This is a genomic window from Amnibacterium sp. (assembly GCF_036559085.1).
Lineage (GTDB): Bacteria > Actinomycetota > Actinomycetes > Actinomycetales > Microbacteriaceae > Amnibacterium.
The window spans coordinates 94,711-109,925 of record NZ_DATBTU010000012.1 but is presented as its reverse complement, the minus strand read 5'-3'; the positions used below and the strand labels follow the sequence as shown (position 1 = coordinate 109,925).

17 protein-coding genes and 1 tRNA gene are annotated in these 15,215 nt (G+C 71.5%); 14 read left to right on the top strand and 4 right to left on the bottom strand.

From position 1 onward, the window contains the following. The first annotated feature begins 67 nt into the window (after positions 1-67). The 5 genes from zwf (at position 68) to VIG76_RS02180 (ending at position 3,873) form a co-directional block, all read left to right on the top strand. On the top strand, positions 68-1,534 hold the full coding sequence (gene zwf, locus VIG76_RS02200) for a glucose-6-phosphate dehydrogenase (RefSeq protein WP_331950637.1): 1,467 nt from the start codon (positions 68-70) through the stop codon (positions 1,532-1,534). Positions 1,535-1,750: 216 nt separating this feature from the next. Next, positions 1,751-3,073: a serine/threonine-protein kinase gene (locus VIG76_RS02195; RefSeq protein ID WP_331950567.1), complete on the top strand. Its 1,323-nt coding sequence runs from the start codon at positions 1,751-1,753 to the stop codon at positions 3,071-3,073. 39 nt (positions 3,074-3,112) lie between these two features. Beyond that, positions 3,113-3,373, top strand: coding sequence for a hypervirulence associated TUDOR domain-containing protein (locus tag VIG76_RS02190; RefSeq protein WP_331950565.1), 261 nt, complete (start codon positions 3,113-3,115; stop codon positions 3,371-3,373). 4 nt (positions 3,374-3,377) lie between these two features. Further along, a complete protein-coding gene (locus tag VIG76_RS02185; RefSeq protein ID WP_331950563.1) occupies positions 3,378-3,650 on the top strand; it encodes a hypothetical protein in 273 nt (90 codons plus the stop codon). A 4-nt stretch (positions 3,651-3,654) separates the two neighbouring features. Then, positions 3,655-3,873, top strand: coding sequence for a hypothetical protein (locus VIG76_RS02180; protein ID WP_331950561.1), 219 nt, complete (start codon positions 3,655-3,657; stop codon positions 3,871-3,873). Between the two features lie 6 nt (positions 3,874-3,879). On the opposite strand, the gene VIG76_RS02175 is transcribed toward VIG76_RS02180, so the two are convergent. From VIG76_RS02175 to VIG76_RS02165, 3 genes are all read right to left on the bottom strand, one after another. Next, positions 3,880-4,185 (bottom strand): Dabb family protein, encoded by a 306-nt coding sequence (locus VIG76_RS02175; RefSeq protein ID WP_331950559.1) that lies wholly within the window; start codon positions 4,183-4,185, stop codon positions 3,880-3,882. Further along, the gene (locus VIG76_RS02170; protein WP_331950557.1) at positions 4,185-4,385 is read right to left on the bottom strand and encodes a DUF6458 family protein; all 201 of its coding nucleotides are present in this window, start codon (positions 4,383-4,385) and stop codon (positions 4,185-4,187) included. Before VIG76_RS02170 ends, VIG76_RS02175 begins: the two co-directional genes overlap by 1 nt. Before the next feature lie 70 nt (positions 4,386-4,455). Beyond that, positions 4,456-4,539: transfer RNA gene (locus VIG76_RS02165), tRNA-Leu, on the bottom strand. 168 nt (positions 4,540-4,707) lie between these two features. Here VIG76_RS02165 and VIG76_RS02160 point away from each other — a divergent pair. From VIG76_RS02160 to pknB, 7 genes are read left to right on the top strand one after another with little or no spacing between them, the layout of a single operon-like run. Beyond that, positions 4,708-5,382 carry a DUF3662 and FHA domain-containing protein gene (locus tag VIG76_RS02160; RefSeq protein ID WP_331950555.1) on the top strand — a complete coding sequence of 225 codons (675 nt, stop codon included), beginning with the start codon at positions 4,708-4,710 and terminating at the stop codon, positions 5,380-5,382. Next, entirely contained in the window at positions 5,379-5,909 is a 531-nt protein-coding gene (locus VIG76_RS02155) for an FHA domain-containing protein FhaB/FipA (RefSeq protein ID WP_331950553.1), read from the top strand. Before VIG76_RS02160 ends, VIG76_RS02155 begins: the two co-directional genes overlap by 4 nt. Before the next feature lie 4 nt (positions 5,910-5,913). Next, a complete protein-coding gene (locus VIG76_RS02150; protein WP_331950551.1) occupies positions 5,914-7,158 on the top strand; it encodes a Stp1/IreP family PP2C-type Ser/Thr phosphatase in 1,245 nt (414 codons plus the stop codon). Then, entirely contained in the window at positions 7,151-8,539 is a 1,389-nt protein-coding gene (locus tag VIG76_RS02145) for an FtsW/RodA/SpoVE family cell cycle protein (RefSeq protein WP_331950549.1), read from the top strand. Before VIG76_RS02150 ends, VIG76_RS02145 begins: the two co-directional genes overlap by 8 nt. Next, complete coding sequence (locus VIG76_RS02140) at positions 8,539-9,999, top strand: peptidoglycan D,D-transpeptidase FtsI family protein (protein ID WP_331950547.1); 1,461 nt, start codon at positions 8,539-8,541, stop codon at positions 9,997-9,999. The genes VIG76_RS02145 and VIG76_RS02140 overlap by 1 nt, the downstream gene beginning before the upstream one ends. Continuing rightward, positions 9,996-11,831, top strand: a complete 1,836-nt coding sequence (locus VIG76_RS02135; protein WP_331950545.1) for a serine/threonine-protein kinase — start codon at positions 9,996-9,998, stop codon at positions 11,829-11,831. Before VIG76_RS02140 ends, VIG76_RS02135 begins: the two co-directional genes overlap by 4 nt. Before the next feature lie 2 nt (positions 11,832-11,833). Further along, positions 11,834-13,564, top strand: coding sequence for a Stk1 family PASTA domain-containing Ser/Thr kinase (gene pknB, locus VIG76_RS02130; RefSeq protein ID WP_331950543.1), 1,731 nt, complete (start codon positions 11,834-11,836; stop codon positions 13,562-13,564). Here pknB and VIG76_RS02125 read toward each other — a convergent pair. Further along, positions 13,542-14,189 carry an aminodeoxychorismate/anthranilate synthase component II gene (locus tag VIG76_RS02125; RefSeq protein WP_331950541.1) on the bottom strand — a complete coding sequence of 216 codons (648 nt, stop codon included), beginning with the start codon at positions 14,187-14,189 and terminating at the stop codon, positions 13,542-13,544. The genes pknB and VIG76_RS02125 overlap by 23 nt on opposite strands. A gap of 59 nt (positions 14,190-14,248) precedes the next feature. On the opposite strand from VIG76_RS02125, the gene VIG76_RS02120 reads away from it, so the two are divergent. Together VIG76_RS02120 and VIG76_RS02115 are read left to right on the top strand one after the other, a co-directional pair. Further along, the gene (locus VIG76_RS02120; RefSeq protein WP_331950539.1) at positions 14,249-14,497 is read left to right on the top strand and encodes a cell division protein CrgA; all 249 of its coding nucleotides are present in this window, start codon (positions 14,249-14,251) and stop codon (positions 14,495-14,497) included. Further along, on the top strand, positions 14,488-15,198 hold the full coding sequence (locus VIG76_RS02115; RefSeq protein WP_331950537.1) for a class I SAM-dependent DNA methyltransferase: 711 nt from the start codon (positions 14,488-14,490) through the stop codon (positions 15,196-15,198). Before VIG76_RS02120 ends, VIG76_RS02115 begins: the two co-directional genes overlap by 10 nt. Positions 15,199-15,215: the final 17 nt, after the last annotated feature.

The window sequence follows — 15,215 nt, the reverse complement described above, 5'->3', positions numbered from 1 at the left end:
GTTCCCCGCTCGCCGCCCGGACCCTGCTGTTCGCAGGCTGGGCGTGGGCCAGACTGGAGCCATGACCATGACGCAGGTGGAGCGGCAGTACGTCAAGGCCGCTCAGGCGACCGCACCGCACGTCGTCGTCCTGTTCGGAGCGGCGGGCGATCTCGCGAAGCGCAAGCTGCTGCCGGGGATGGCGAACCTCGTGCTCTCCTCGCTCGCGCCGGACATCGAGATCGTCGGCACCTCCCTCGAGGAGCTCGACGACGAGTCGTACCGGGCCCAGGCCAAGGCCGCGCTCGACGAGTTCGACCGCCGCACGCTCAACGACAAGGAGTGGGAGGACTTCTCCTCCAAGCTCCACTACGTGCCGAGCTCGGCGGGCCCGCAGGCTCTCGCCCGCGCCGTCCACGAGGCCGAGAAGCGCCTCGGACCGGAGGCGCGCCGCATCCACTACCTGAGCGTGCCGCCGAAGGCCGCGCTCGCCGCCGTCGACACCATCGCGGCCGCGAAGCTCGTCGACGGCTCCCGGATCATCATGGAGAAGCCGTTCGGCACCGACCTCGCCTCGGCGGTCGAGCTGAACCGGCGCCTGCACAACACCTTCTCCGAGCAGCAGATCTTCCGGATCGACCACTTCCTCGGCAAGGAGCCGGCGCAGAACATCCTCGCCATCCGATTCGGCAACGGCCTGTTCGAGCCGATCTGGAACCGCAACTTCATCCAGCAGATCCAGATCGACGTCCCGGAGACGCTCGGGATCGAGCAGCGGGCGGCGTTCTACGAGTCGACCGGCGCCTACCGCGACATGGTCGTCACGCACCTGTTCCAGATCCTCGCCTTCGTCGCGATGGAGGCGCCCACGGCGTTGGAGCCCCAGGCCATCAGCGAGGAGAAGAACAAGGTCTTCCGCTCGATGACGCCCATCGACCCCGACAACGTCGTGCGCGGCCAGTACGTCGGCTACAAGGACATCCCCGGCGTCTCGCCCGAGAGCGAGACCGAGACGTTCGTGGCCCTGAAGTGCTTCATCGACAACTGGCGCTGGGCGGGCGTCCCGTTCTACCTGCGCACCGGCAAGAAGCTCGCCGAGGGCCAGCGGATCATCTCCATCGCCTTCAAGGAGCCGCCGCGGAGCATGTTCCCCGCCGGCAGCGGCGTGGGCGCGAAGGGGCCGGACCACCTCACCTTCGACCTCGCGGACGCGTCGAAGATGTCGCTGTCGTTCTACGGCAAGCGCCCGGGGCCCGGCATGCGGCTCGACAAGATCAGCATGCAGTTCTCGATGCAGGAGCAGGCGAACGCGGCGGACGTGCTCGAGGCGTACGAGCGGCTCATCCTCGACGCGATGCGCGGCGACCACACGCTGTTCACCACCGCCGAGGGCATCGAGCGCCTGTGGGAGGTCTCGCAGCCGCTGCTCGACGACCCGCCCCCCGTGCGGCCGTACGCGGTCGGCAGCTGGGGTCCGAACGCGATCCACCAGCTCATCGCGCCGTACGCGTGGCGGCTGCCGTTCGAGCGGGTCTGGCGCGAGTCGCACCACTGACGGGCCCGTCCGTCCGGCCGGGGCGCCTCCGCGCGCGTTCATCGCGCGGATCCGGAGTTCCTGCGCGACACGCCGGTGGAAGGTTCATCCGCCCGGCGTGTCGGCCGAGATCTCCGGAACGGCGCGATCCGTCCAGGGCAGCGCTCCGCATGCGGGACGGCTGGGCGTCGCGCGTCGTGCCCCCGGTCCCCGGGCGGCGCTGTCTAGTCTGCGCGGATGCCTGAACGCGACGAGCTGATCGGCGGCCGGTACCGGCTCGGCCCCGCCATCGGCCACGGCGGGATGGGCACCGTGCGGCGTGCCCGCGACCTCCGCTTCGACCGGGACGTCGCCGTGAAGCTGCTGCGCACGACCGACGACCCCCGGCAGCGCGAGCGGATGCGGCGGGAGGCCCGGCTGCTCGGCGCGGTGCAGCATCCGAACCTCGTCGCGGCCTACGACACCGGGATCGAGCTCGCCGACTCCGGGCCGATGCACTGGCTCGCCATGGAGCTCGTCCGCGGGCCCGACCTCGGCGTGCTGCTGCGCCAGCGGGGACGGCTCGACTCCGAGGACGTCCGCCGGATCGTGCACGACCTCGCTGCCGCCCTCGTCGCGCTGCATGCGGCCCGCGTCTGGCACCGCGACGTGAAGTCGGCGAACGTGCTGCTCACCCGCACGCCGGGCACCGGCCCCTGGCACGCGAAGCTCGCGGACCTCGGCATCGCGGTCAGCGAGGACACCGCCGCCCTCACCACCACCGGGCAGGTGATGGGCACGGCGGCGTATCTCAGCCCCGAGCAGGTCTCGGGCGAGGAGATCGACGGCGCCTCCGACGTGTACAGCCTCGGCCTCATCGCGCTCGAGGCGCTCACCGGCGAGCACGCGTTCCCGGGCAGCGCGATCGAGTCCGCGACGGCCCGGCTCGTGCGACCGCCCGCGGTCCCGGAGTGGATCACCGGCGGATGGCGGATGCTGCTGACCGCGATGACCGCGGTCGACCCCGCCGACCGGCCGACCGCTGAGCAGGTGCAGGTCGCGACCGAGTGGCCGCTGCCCGACGTCGCCCCCGATCCTGCCCCGGCGCCCCTCCCGTTCGACGACGAGGGCGCCCCCACGGTCGCGGCCGAGGTCGTCGCACCCACCGCCGTGCTCCCCGCCGCAGCGGAGGCCGCGCCGCTCGTGCGCGCACCGCGCCGCCTGCCGATCGTCCCCATCGCCGCAGCCGCGCTCGTGCTGGGCGTCCTCGGCGGTGGGATGGCCCTGGTCGCGACGACCGGTGCTCCTGCCCCGGCTGCGACCACGCCCGCCGCACACGCCACGCAGGCCGCCCGGCCGACCGCATCCGCCCCCGCGACGGTGACCGCCGTGCAGCACACCGCCACGCCGAGGGTCACCCCGACGGCCGTCCCGAAGCCGGTCGTCCACGCGCCGGCCGCGCCCCACGCGAAGTGGAACGGCTTCGAACCGGGACACGGCAAGGGCGGAGGCCACGGCGAGGGCGGAGGCCACGGCGAGGGCGGCGGTCACGGCGAGGGCGGCGGTCACGGCGGGGATTGACCCGGGTCGCTCCCAGGGGCCGCGGATCAGCGTCGCCGGATGGCTGATGAGCCGAAGAAGGGCGATCACGTCACCTGGAAGTCCCACGGGGGTGAGGCGGAGGGTGTCCTCGAGCGGAGGATCACGAGCGACACCGTGGCCGGCGGCCGCACGGTGCGCGCCTCGAAGGACGACCCGCAGTACCTGGTGAGGAGCGAGAAGAGCGGCGGCGAGGCGGTCCACAAGCCGTCGGCGCTGCACCAGCAGGAGCGGGACGGACATCCGCTCGCGGGACACGGCAGGCGGGACACGGCAGACTGACTGCGTGTCCTTCAACGCCCGCCTGCGCCGACTCGTCGGCATCGGCGGCGGGCGCGGCTCGGTGACGTCGAGCAGCCTGCGGAACGCGGCGCAGATCGACGTCTACGGCACGGTGCGCCGGCCGGGACCGTTCGACGCGCCCCCGCCGGAGCCAGTGCAGCTCGTGTCGCCGCTGCCGTGGGAGCTGGAGGACGGCCAGGACGGCCGCATCGCCGACTGGGTGAACCGCTTCGAGCAACGGGGGTCAGAGTCGCCCCGGCCCGAACCTCTAGCGTGAGGGCATGAGCGTTCAGACCGATCTCGTCGCCGCCCTCAGCACCTTCACCGCGCGCCTCGACGAGGTGAACGCCGGCTTCGCGGCCGCCGCCTCCGACGATGTGCAGGCCGTGACGGATCACCTGCAGCAGCAGGTGGCGCTGCTGATCGACTTCAGCGCGGCGCTCTGCAACGCCGTCGGCGATCTCGCCGGCGAGGTCGATGAGCTGGAACCGACCGACTGAGGGCGCTCAGCGGGCCGCGACGTCGAAGACCGTGACCTGGGCCGCCGCCGCGCCGATGCGGTCCGCCGCGGCGAGGTGCTCGGGATGCGGCAGGTACGAGTCGCGCGCCGCCGCGTCGTCGAAGGTCACCACGAAGCCGTAGTCGTGACCCCGCTCGAGGCCCTCCGGGCTGACGCTCGGGCCCTCCTCGAGCGCGATGATGCCCGGGATGCGGCTCGCCATGCCGCGCACCGCGACACGGACCGCCTCGCGGTCCCAGTCCGCGGCGTCGGGACGCCACTGGACGAGCACGACGTGCAGCACGGCGGGCATCAGACGTCGTCCCTGCGGGTGACGGTGACGCTGCGGCGACCGCGGAAGGCGAGGATCAGCCCGACGACGAAGACGACCACGCCGACCCCCATCAGGATCAGCCCCACGGTGGGGACGTCGATCCCCGAGACGGTGACGTGGACGGCGAAGTACAGGATGGCGCCGATCACCACGAGCGCCACGCCCGTTCCGATGCTCATGGAGCGAACCGTAGCGGCCGGGAATGAGCGATCCCCGTGGACCTCGATGGCCCACGGGGATCGTCTCTCGTGCGCGAGGGGGGAGTTGAACCCCCACGCCCTTTCGGGCACACGGACCTGAACCGTGCGCGTCTGCCTATTCCGCCACTCGCGCGTGACCGGCCCCGCAAGACGCCGGGGCCGGTCGACGAGAGTAGCACGACGCGGCATTCCTCCTCCGGCGCGCGGGGGCTCCGCGGCGGTCCGTCGAAGGTGCTCGCGGTACCCTGGCCCGATCGAAATCGCGGGAGCGGCCGCGCGACAGGACAGGGAATCGACGACGGTGGGCATCCTCGACAGCTTCGAGCGTGGGCTCGAGCGCGCCGTCAACGGCGCCTTCGCCCGTACGTTCCGGTCGGGACTGCAGCCCGTCGAGATCACCGCGGCGCTGCGCCGCGAGGTCGACACGCACGCCTCCCCGGTCGCCCGCGACCGCATCCTGGTCCCCAACCGGTTCGTCGTGCGGATGAGCGAGGGCGACCACATCGCGATGACCGCGTTGGGGCAGCCGCTGATCGACGAGCTGACCGGCCTGCTGACGCAGTACGTGACGGAGCAGCGCTACCAGATGGCGTCGCCGCCGGTCATCACCCTGGAGCCCGACGACGGCCTCGCCATCGGGATGCTCGAGGTCGAGTCCGCGACGGAGCGGGTGGAGGTCGACTGGGCGCCGGTGCTCGAGATCGACGGCCGCCGCTACCCGATCGGGCCGAGGACCGTGATCGGACGCGGCACCGAGGCCGACATCACCGTGGAGGACACCGGCATCAGCCGCAAGCACCTCGAGATCCTCTGGAACGGCCGCCAGGCGGAGGCCAGGGACCTCGGCTCGACGAACGGCTCCACCCTGAACGGCGCGCGGCTCACCCGCGCGGCCGTCCCGAACGACTCGGTCCTGCAGATCGGCCGCACCCGCATCCTCTTCCGGCTCGTCGCGCAGCCCCGGAGCGGCCGGTGAGCGAGCTCACGCTGCTCGTGCTCAGGGTGGCGTTCCTCGCGCTGCTCTGGGTGTTCGTGTTCGCGGTCGTCTACGCGCTGCGCAGCGACCTCTTCGGCGGCCGCGTGCGCAAGCTGCCGGAGGAGGCCCGCTTCGCCCCGGCCCCCATGGCCGCCGCCGGGCCGCCGGCCGTCCAGTCCCTGCCCACCTCCCCGGTCACCCCCGGCGCCGGCATCCCGGTGGTGCAGCCGAGCGGCCCGGCCTCCCACCTCGTCATCACCTCCGGCGGCAAGGCCGGCCTCGAGATCCCGCTCGGCAGCGAGCCGCTGACGATCGGCCGCGCGAGCGACTCCGGCCTGCAGATCCGCGACGACTACACCTCCACCCACCACGCCCGCCTGCTGCTCTGGGGCTCCGACTGGGTGGTGCAGGACCTCGACTCGACGAACGGCACGTTCGTCGACGGCCAGCGCATCGACTCCCCGACGCAGGTGCCGCTCGGCGTGCCGGTGAAGGTGGGCGCGACCACGTTCGAGCTCCGTGCGTGAGGGCATGACCATCGTCACCGCAGGCGCAGCGGTCTCGCACGTAGGTCGCGTGCGGACGAACAACCAGGACTCCGGCTACGCGGGGGCCCAGCTGTTCGTCGTCGCCGACGGCATGGGCGGCCACGCGGGCGGCGACGTCGCCTCCGCGATCGCCGTGAACCGGATCGCGCAGACCGACCGCCTCGACTTCGCGAACCCGCAGGAGGCGGAGTTCGCTCTGCAGGCCTCGCTCGTCGCCGCCAACCAGCTGATCAGCGAGGCCGTCTACGAGCACCCGGAGCTCACCGGCATGGGCACGACGGTCAGCGCCCTCGTGCGGGTCGGCGACGCGGTCGCGACGGCGCACATCGGCGACTCGCGCATCTACCTGCTCCGCGACGGCGAGCTCAGCCAGATCACGAACGACCACACCTTCGTGCAGCGGCTCGTCGAGACCGGCCGCATCAGCGTCGAGGAGGCGGCCGTGCATCCGCGGCGCAGCGTCCTGATGCGGGTGCTCGGCGACATCGACCAGGCGCCCGAGATCGACACCGGGATCCTCGGCACGGTCCCCGGCGACCGATGGATGCTGTGCTCCGACGGGCTCTCCAGCTACGTGTCGGAGGAGCGGATCCGGACGGTCCTCGCCGACGCGGAGACGTCCCGCGAGGCCTGCGAGGCGTTGATCGAGGAAGCGCTCGACCGCGGCGCTCCCGACAACGTCACGGCGATCGTGGTCGACATCGACCACAGCGGCGAGGGTTCGGGCGGGTCCGCCATCGTCGGCGCCGCCGCCGAGCCGCTCGAGTTCGACACCGGGGGCGAGTCGCGGCCGCACACCCGGCTGCCGTCGCTGCTGCTGCACCCGCTGCGCACCCCGCCGCCCGAGGCGAGCTTCGTGCCCGACTCCGAGGACTACATCGACGCGCTCATCCGGGAGGACCGCCGCCGCATCTGGCGACGGCGCCTGATCTGGCTGGCCGCGATCGCGCTGCTGCTCGCCGCCGTCGCCATCGGCGTGATCGCCGGGTACCGGTACACGCAGACGCGCTACTACGTCGGCTTCGACGGCGACCACGTCGCCGTCTACCAGGGCGTCCAAGGCTCGGTCGGACCGGTCCAGCTCAGCCACGTGGTCGAGGAGACGGGCATCAGCCGGGCGCAGCTCTCCGGCTACGCGCTCGAGCAGCTCGACGGCACGATCAGCGCGAACAGCCTCGCGGATGCGCGGCGGATCGTCCAGAACGCGAGGGAGGGGTCCAATGGTTGACGCCGGAGCGACCACGACGCTGACGCGGCCGGATGAGCGGATCCCGATCACGAAGCCGTCCACCCGTCTCAGGAACATCGAGCTCGGCCTGCTCGTGGTCGCCCTCGCAGTGGCCGCGTCCTCGATCCTGCTCGTGCAGCTCGGCGCCCGCGGCCGCATCGACCCGCACCTGCTCACCCTCGCGGCCGGCCTCGCCGTCCTGGTCCTCGCCATGCACGTGGTGCTGCGCTTCTCGGCGCGGGATGCGGATCCGTTCATCCTGCCGATCGCGACCGCGCTGAACGGCCTCGGCATCGCCGAGATCTACCGGATCGACCTCACGCCGACCGGGGTGCAGAACCACTTCGACGACGGCACCCGGCAGATCCTCTGGACCGCCCTCGGCGTCGGGGCCGCGATCGCGACGATCCTGCTCGTGCGCAACCACCGGGCGCTGCAGCGGTACACGTACATCGCGATGCTCATCGCGATCGTGCTCCTGCTGCTGCCGCTGGTCCCCGGCCTGCGCCTGTCCAACGTGACGGCGAACGTGTGGATCCACGTCGGCCCTCTGAACTTCCAGCCCGGCGAGATCGCGAAGATCGCCCTCGCGGTGTTCTTCGCCGGCTTCCTCGTCGCGCGGCGGGACTCGCTCGCGATGGTCGGCCGGAAGGTCCTCGGCGTGCGCCTGCCGCGCGGCCGCGACCTCGGCCCCATCGTCGTCGTCTGGGTGCTCGCCCTCGCGGTGATCGTGTTCGAGCACGACCTCGGCACCGGCCTGCTGCTGTTCGGGATGTTCGTCGCGATGCTCTACGTCGCGACCGGGCGCACGAGCTGGATCGTGCTCGGCCTGGTGATGGCGGTCATCGGCGGATGGGGCGCCGCGCAGGTGCTGACCTACGTGCAGGGGCGCTTCACGAACTGGCTGGAAGCGTTCTCCGGGAACCTCTACAACGAGGCCGGCGGCAGCTACCAGGTCGTCAACGGCATCTTCGGGCTCGCTCACGGCGGCCTCTTCGGCACCGGCCTCGGCCAGGGACGCCCCGACCTCACCCCCGCGGCCAGCAGCGACTTCATCATCGCCTCGCTCGGCGAGGAGATCGGGCTCGTCGGGCTGTTCGCCGTCCTCTGCCTCTACCTGCTGTTCGTCTCGCGCGGCCTCCGCATCGGCTTCTCCGGTCCCGACGACTTCGGCAAGCTCCTCGCCGTCGGCCTCTCCTTCGTCTTCGCGGAGCAGTGCTTCATCGTCATCGGCGGCGTGATGCGGGTGATCCCGGAGACGGGGCTCACCACACCCTTCCTCGCCGCGGGCGGCTCCTCGCTCGTCGCGAACTGGATGATCGCGGCCCTGCTGCTGCGCATCTCGGACACCATCCGCAGCTCCCCGAGGACGGTGATCTGATGAATCGCGAGCTGAAACGGATCAGCGCGCTCGTCGTGGTGATGTTCATGGCCCTCTTCGTGGCCTCGTCGATCATCCAGGTCTTCCAGGCGGACGCCCTCGGGGCGGACGCCCGCAACGCCCGGGCCCGCGCGGACGCGTACAAGATCCAGCGCGGCCAGATCCTCACGTCCGACGGCAAGGCGATCGTGGTGTCGAAGAAGGAGTCGGCCGACGAGTACCAGTTCCAGCGCCAGTACCTGGACGGGAAGCTCTACTCGGCGGTGACCGGCTACTACCCGATCAACGGCGCACCCACCGGGATCGAGGGCGCGCTCGACGCGAAGCTCGCCGGCACCGGCAGCAACCAGGTCTTCGACCGCATCCAGAACATCGTGACCGGGCAGGACCCGAAGGGCGACTCGGTGGAGCTCACCATCGACCCGAAGGTGCAGAAGGCGGCCTACGACGCGCTCGGGAACAAACGCGGGGCCGTCGTCGCGATCGATCCCTCGACCGGTGCCGTGCTCGCGATGGTCTCGAAGCCATCGTTCGACCCGAACGCGATCGCCGCGCACGACTCGAGCGCGCTCAGGGCGTACAGCAGCCTGTTGAACCAGAGCCCGAGCCCGCTCACCAACCGGGCGATCGCCGGGAACCTCAACCCGCCCGGATCGACGTTCAAGCTCATCGTCGCCTCCGCCGCCCTCGAGAGCGGCAAGTACACCGAGTCGAGCCAGTTCGCCAGCCCCAACTCGCTGACGCTGCCCGGGACGTCGCTCGTCATCCAGAACTCGCAGGGCGAGGTCTGCGGTACCGGCCCGAAGGCCACGCTGAAGCTCGCGCTCAGCCTCTCCTGCAACATCCCCTTCGCCGAGCTCGGCGACCAGCTGGGTCAGAAGCCCATCGCCGACCAGGCCGCGAAGTTCGGGTTCGGCAAGCCGCTGTCCATCCCGCTCGCCGTCACGCCCTCGGTGTATCCGAAGCAGGCCCTCGACAAGGCGCAGCTCGCGCAGACGGCCTTCGGCCAGTTCGAGGATCGCGTCACGCCGATGCAGATGGCGATGGTCTCGGCCGCGATCGGCAACGGTGGTGTCCTGATGAAGCCGAACCTGGTGAAGCGTGTCCTGAGCCCCGCCCTCGACACTGTGGAGCAGATGACCCCCCAGCAGCTGGCACAGCCGGTGAGTCAGAAGACGGCGAGCGCCGTGACCGACATGATGGTGTCGTCGGTCGCGACGGGCGCGGCGACCAATGGCAGAATCGACGGCGTCGACGTGGCCGGCAAGACGGGCACCGCGCAGAACGGGGCGAACGATCCGTACACGCTCTGGTTCACGGGATTCGCCCCGGCGAAGAACCCGAAGGTCGCGGTCGCGGTCGTGATCGAGAACGGTGGGGGACTCGGGCAGTCCGGGTACGGGAACCTCCTGGCCGCGCCTGTCGCCAAGAAGGTCATGGAGGCGGTGCTGAACAAATGAGACCGGTCGCCGGGCTCACCTTCGGGGGCCGCTACGAGCTCTCCTCACGCGTCGCCGTCGGCGGCATGGGTGAGGTGTGGGAGGCCACGGACCTCGTCATCGGACGACCCGTGGCCATCAAGATCCTCAAGGACGAGTACCTGGGCGACCCCGGGTTCCTCGAGCGCTTCCGGGCGGAGGCCCGCCACGCGGCGCTCGTGAACCACGAGGGCATCGCGAACGTCTACGACTACGGCGAGGAGGACGGCTCCGCCTTCCTCGTGATGGAGCTCGTGCCGGGCGAGCCGCTCTCCTCGATCCTGGAGCGCGAGCACACCCTGCCGCCCGACCGGGTGCTCGACGTCGTCTCGCAGACCGCGATGGCGCTGCAGGCCGCGCACGCCGCCGGCCTCGTCCACCGCGACATCAAGCCGGGCAACCTGCTCGTCACTCCCGACGGCCGCGTGAAGATCACCGACTTCGGCATCGCGCGAATCACCGACCAGGTGCCGCTCACCGCGACCGGCCAGGTCATGGGCACCGTGCAGTACCTGTCGCCCGAGCAGGCGAGCGGCCAGCCGGCGTCCCCCGCGACCGACATCTACTCCCTCGGCATCGTCGCCTACGAGGCCCTCGCCGGTCATCGCCCGTTCACCGGCGAGTCGCAGGTGGCCATCGCGATGGCGCAGATCAACGACACCCCGCCCGACCTGCCGACCACCATCCCCGAGCCGGTCCGCCGCCTCGTGATGGCATGCATAGCGAAGGCGCCGTCCGAACGGCCGACGACCGCCGCGCTGCTCGCTCGCGCCGCGCAGGCGCTCCGGCGGGGCGACGTGCTCGCCGCCGCATCCGCCGTGCCCGCCGTGCTGCCCGCCGGGGTCGCCGCGCCCACCATGGCGATGCAGGCGGAGGGCGCCACCACGGTGCTGCCCACCCAGGCTCCCGGCTTCGAGACCACGCTGCTCGGCGTCCCTGCCGCGGGCGCCGCGGCGGCGGGATCGGGCTACGGCGGCACCCCGCCGACGGGCGCGTACCCGGCGACCAACGCCGTCGCGACCGACCCCGAGGAGGGACGTCGCCGGCGCAGCCCGTGGACGTGGCCGCTGATCGCGCTGATCCTGCTGCTCGTGATCGTGCTCGTCGCCTGGGCCGTGTCGCAGTTCGCCGCGTCGAACGCCGGCGCGAAGACCTCCGCCTCCACCTCGACGAGTGCGAGCGCGTCCGCCTCGGCCAGCTCCACGGCGTCGTCGACGGCCTCGGGCAACGTCACCATCAACATCGCCGACTACGTCGGCAAGCCCTACGCGCAGGTCGTGTCGAACCTGCAGAGCCTCGGGCTCTCCCCGACAGCGCAGAAGGGCGACGCTGCACCGACCGACGGCGACGTCGGCAACGTGTACGAGCTGAGCAAGTCCGGAAGCGTGCCCAAGGGGTCATCGATCACGGTGACCTACTACGGCGACACGGCCACCGCGCAGGCACCGTCGTCGGCGCCGGTGCTCTCCAGCCCGTCGTCCCAGCCGGTCCCTGCGAACAGCACGATCACGGTGAGCTGGCCCGCGTACAACGCGTGCCCGGCCGGGCAGTCCCGCTCGGGCTACAGCGTGAACGTGACGGGTGCGCCGACGAGCCCTCAGAACCCCGAGGGACCGAACGCGACCGAGATCACCATCCCCACGGGCGACCCCGGCAGCGGCCCGATCACGGTCAAGTACAAGGTCTTCTGCGGCGCGAAGGACTCGGCGTACTCGCCGACCCTGACCGTGCAGGTCGCGAAGCCGGCGCCGACCCCGACGCCGACCACGCCCGCACCCACACCCTCCGGTTCCGCTGGCCTCCCCGGGCTATGAGCATGAGCGATCTCGGGAGCGCTCCCGTCGGGCGGATCGCGAACCTCGAATCCGGTGAGCGGCTGCTCGCCGGCCGCTACCGCGTCGAGCAGCTGCTCGGCCGCGGCGGCATGGCCGAGGTGCATCTCGGGATGGACCTGCGGCTCGGCCGCCGGGTCGCGATCAAGCTGCTGCGCTCCTCGCTCGCGAACGACCCGGTGTTCCGGATGCGCTTCCGCCAGGAGGCGCAGTCCGCGTCGCGGATGACGCACCCCACGATCGTGCGGGTCTTCGACGCGGGCGAGGAGACGGTGCTCGAGTCCGGCGGCGGCGAGGCGCAGCTGCCGTTCATCGTGATGGAGTTCGTCGACGGCAAGCTGCTGAAGGACCTCATCAAGGACGGCCCGATGACGGCCGCCGAGGCCGGCCACATCGTCTCGGGGATCCTGACGGCGCTCGAGTACTCGCACGAGGCGGGCGTCGTGCACCGCGACATCAAGCCCGCGAACGTGATGGTGACCCGCAGCGGCCAGGTGAAGGTCATGGACTTCGGGATCGCTCGGGCCATCAGCGACTCGTCCGCGACCGTGGCGCAGACGACCGCCATCCTCGGCACCGCCCAGTACTTCTCGCCGGAGCAGGCGAAGGGCGAGACCGTCGACCCGCGGAGCGACCTGTACTCGACCGGGATCGTGCTCTTCGAGATGCTCACCGGTCGCGCGCCCTTCACGGGCGACAGCCCGATCGCGGTGGCCTACCAGCACGTCAGCGAGCCCGCACCGCCGCCCTCGGACCTGAATCCTCGAGTCAGCGAGGGCATGGACGCCGTCGTGCTCCGGGCGCTGGAGAAGGACAAGAACCACCGCTACCAGTCCGCGGAGGAGTTCCGCGCGGACGTGGAGGCCGTCGTCGCGGGACGCCCACCCGTCGCCCGGCTGCCCGTGATCGACCCGGACGTCGACCTCTTCGGTGGTGCCGTCGAGACGCCCGAGGCGACGGTGCGGCAGCTCGCGTTCGACGACTACGAGCACGTGACGACCTCGAACCGGCCCCCGGTCGCCTGGGTCTGGGCCGGCGTCCTCTGCGTCGCCGTGGTGGTGCTCGCGGTCGCGCTCTGGGTCGTGAGCCTCAGCACGGGCGGCTTCGGCGCGGATCAGCGCACGATCCCCACGGGGCTCTCCGGATCGACGGAGACGAGCGCGGTCGGCGCGCTCGACAAGCTCGACCTGCATCCGCTCGTGCACCACACGTCCGACGACCAGGTGCCGTCGGGCGAGGTCATCCGCACGAGTCCCGTCGGCGGCACGACGGTGCAGCAGAACACGACGGTCGAGGTGTGGGTCTCCACCGGCGTGCCGAAGGTGACGGTGCCGACGCTCACGAGCCTGTCGCTCGACGCCGCGCAGAAGGCCATCGCGGCCGCCGGCCTGCAGAACGGCTCGATCGTCATGCAGCACTCCAAGGACGTGCCGAAGGACGTCGTGATGAGCGCCGTCCCCGCGGACGGCACGTCGGTGCCGAAGGGAGCGACGGTCGACCTCACGGTCTCGGACGGTCAGGTGCAGCTCGGCAGCGAGATCGGCAAGCCGAGGGACGAGGCGTCCGCCGACCTCACCGACCTGGGCCTCACCCCGAACCTCGTCGGCATCGGCGGATGCGGCCCCGCAGCCGACGTCATCATCGGGCAGAAGGAGCCTGCGGGCGCCATCGATCAGGGCTCGACGGTGACGCTCAACTTCTGCGACGGGTCGTGAGCCGGGGGTCGAGGCCCGCCGAGCGCTCGACCGCATCCGGGTCGCCGACCGCCTGCAGCCAGTTCGCGAGCATGCGGTGGCCGCCCTCCGTCATCACCGACTCCGGGTGGAACTGCACGCCGTAGACCGGCGCCGAGCGGTGCTGCAGGCCCATGATCACGCCGCCGTCGGTGCGGGCCGTGACCTCGAGCTCGGCCGGCACCGTGCCGTCGACCACCGCGAGCGAGTGGTAGCGGGTGGCGGTGAACGGCTGCGGGACGCCGGCGAAGAGCGTGCTCTCGTCGTGCACGACCCGGCTCGTCTTGCCGTGCATCAGCTCCTCGGCGTTCGTCACGACGCCGCCGAAGGCCTCGGCGATCGCCTGGTGACCGAGGCACACCCCGAGCAGCGGCACACCCGCCTCGACCGCTGCGTGCACGACGGGCACGGACACGCCGGCATCGGCCGGCTTGCCGGGACCCGGCGACACGAGCACCCCGTCGAACCCGCCGAGCAGCTCCGCGAGGTCGTCCGTCGACGGCACGTCGTTGCGCACCACCTCGGTGTCCGCACCGAGCTGCCGCAGGTAGCCGTTCAGCGTGTAGACGAAGCTGTCGTAGTTGTCGATCACCAGCACCCGCGTCATCCGGGACATGCTACCGAGCCACGGCGACCCCCCGCGGGGGCGTTGCTACACTCCCCGTCATGGCCCGCTCACCGAGGACGACGTCGCCCGCACGGCGGGACGAGCGCCGGTTCGCCGGCGAGGACGCGCCGAACCCCGTCTGGTTCAAGCCGATCATGTTCGGCTTCATGCTCATCGGTCTCGCGTGGATCGTGGTGTTCTACATCTCGAGCGCGCAGTACCCCATCTCGGGCATCGGCAGCTGGAACATCCTGATCGGCTTCGGCATCGCGTTCGTGGGATTCCTCATGACGCTGTGGTGGCGCTGACCGGATCCCCCACGCCGAGCACGGACGAGGTGCGCGGCTTCTACGACTCCGTCGCGCGCGCGTACGCGCGGCTCCTGCCCGGCCCGACGGCCGAGGAGCCGCTCGACCTCGCCCTGCTCAGCGAGCTCGTGCGGCGCGTCTCGGCGACGGCCCTGCGCTCCGTGCTGGACGCCGGCTGCGGGACCGGGCGCATGCTGCCCGTGCTGCTCGATGCCGGCCTCGAGGTGTCCGGAGCCGACCTGTCACCGGGCATGATCGCCGTCGCCCGCGAGCAGCACCCGTCGGTGCGGCTCGAGGTCGCCGGGCTCGACGCGCTCCCGTTCGGCGACGGATCGTTCGACGGCGTGCTCGCCTGGTACTCGATCATCCACACCGCGCCCGGATCCCTCGGTCCCGTCCTGGCCGAGCTGCGCCGGGTGCTGCGGCCGGGCGGGCACCTGCTGCTGGCGTTCCAGGCGGGCGCGGGCACGCGGCGGATCCTGCGCGGCTACGGCACGGAGGCCGCGGTGGATGCGCACCTGCACGATCCGGAGGACGTGGCGGAGCGGCTCGGTCGCAGCGGGTTCGCTGTGGATGCCGTGCTCCGCCGTGCAGCGGTGCGGGAGCGGCACGACCAGGGCTTCGTGCTCGCGGATGCGCGGAACGACGGGGCTGAAAGCCCCGGTCGTCCCCCGGACGAGGGCCGAATCCCAGGCCTGTGATTCCGTCCACACTGTGG

What these genes read in the sequence shown, in the direction of transcription:
- VIG76_RS02135 (WP_331950545.1), top strand. Translation starts at nt 9,996, where the DNA reads ATGAGACCGGTCGCCGGGCTCACCTTCGGGGGCCGCTACGAGCTCTCC.
- VIG76_RS02125 (WP_331950541.1), bottom strand. Translation starts at nt 14,189, where the DNA reads ATGACGCGGGTGCTGGTGATCGACAACTACGACAGCTTCGTCTACACG.
- VIG76_RS02140 (WP_331950547.1), top strand. Translation starts at nt 8,539, where the DNA reads ATGAATCGCGAGCTGAAACGGATCAGCGCGCTCGTCGTGGTGATGTTC.
- VIG76_RS02145 (WP_331950549.1), top strand. Translation starts at nt 7,151, where the DNA reads ATGGTTGACGCCGGAGCGACCACGACGCTGACGCGGCCGGATGAGCGG.
- pknB (WP_331950543.1), top strand. Translation starts at nt 11,834, where the DNA reads ATGAGCGATCTCGGGAGCGCTCCCGTCGGGCGGATCGCGAACCTCGAA.
- VIG76_RS02175 (WP_331950559.1), bottom strand. Translation starts at nt 4,185, where the DNA reads ATGCCCGCCGTGCTGCACGTCGTGCTCGTCCAGTGGCGTCCCGACGCC.
- VIG76_RS02170 (WP_331950557.1), bottom strand. Translation starts at nt 4,385, where the DNA reads ATGAGCATCGGAACGGGCGTGGCGCTCGTGGTGATCGGCGCCATCCTG.
- VIG76_RS02150 (WP_331950551.1), top strand. Translation starts at nt 5,914, where the DNA reads ATGACCATCGTCACCGCAGGCGCAGCGGTCTCGCACGTAGGTCGCGTG.
- zwf (WP_331950637.1), top strand. Translation starts at nt 68, where the DNA reads ATGACGCAGGTGGAGCGGCAGTACGTCAAGGCCGCTCAGGCGACCGCA.
- VIG76_RS02180 (WP_331950561.1), top strand. Translation starts at nt 3,655, where the DNA reads ATGAGCGTTCAGACCGATCTCGTCGCCGCCCTCAGCACCTTCACCGCG.
- VIG76_RS02120 (WP_331950539.1), top strand. Translation starts at nt 14,249, where the DNA reads ATGGCCCGCTCACCGAGGACGACGTCGCCCGCACGGCGGGACGAGCGC.
- VIG76_RS02190 (WP_331950565.1), top strand. Translation starts at nt 3,113, where the DNA reads ATGGCTGATGAGCCGAAGAAGGGCGATCACGTCACCTGGAAGTCCCAC.
- VIG76_RS02195 (WP_331950567.1), top strand. Translation starts at nt 1,751, where the DNA reads ATGCCTGAACGCGACGAGCTGATCGGCGGCCGGTACCGGCTCGGCCCC.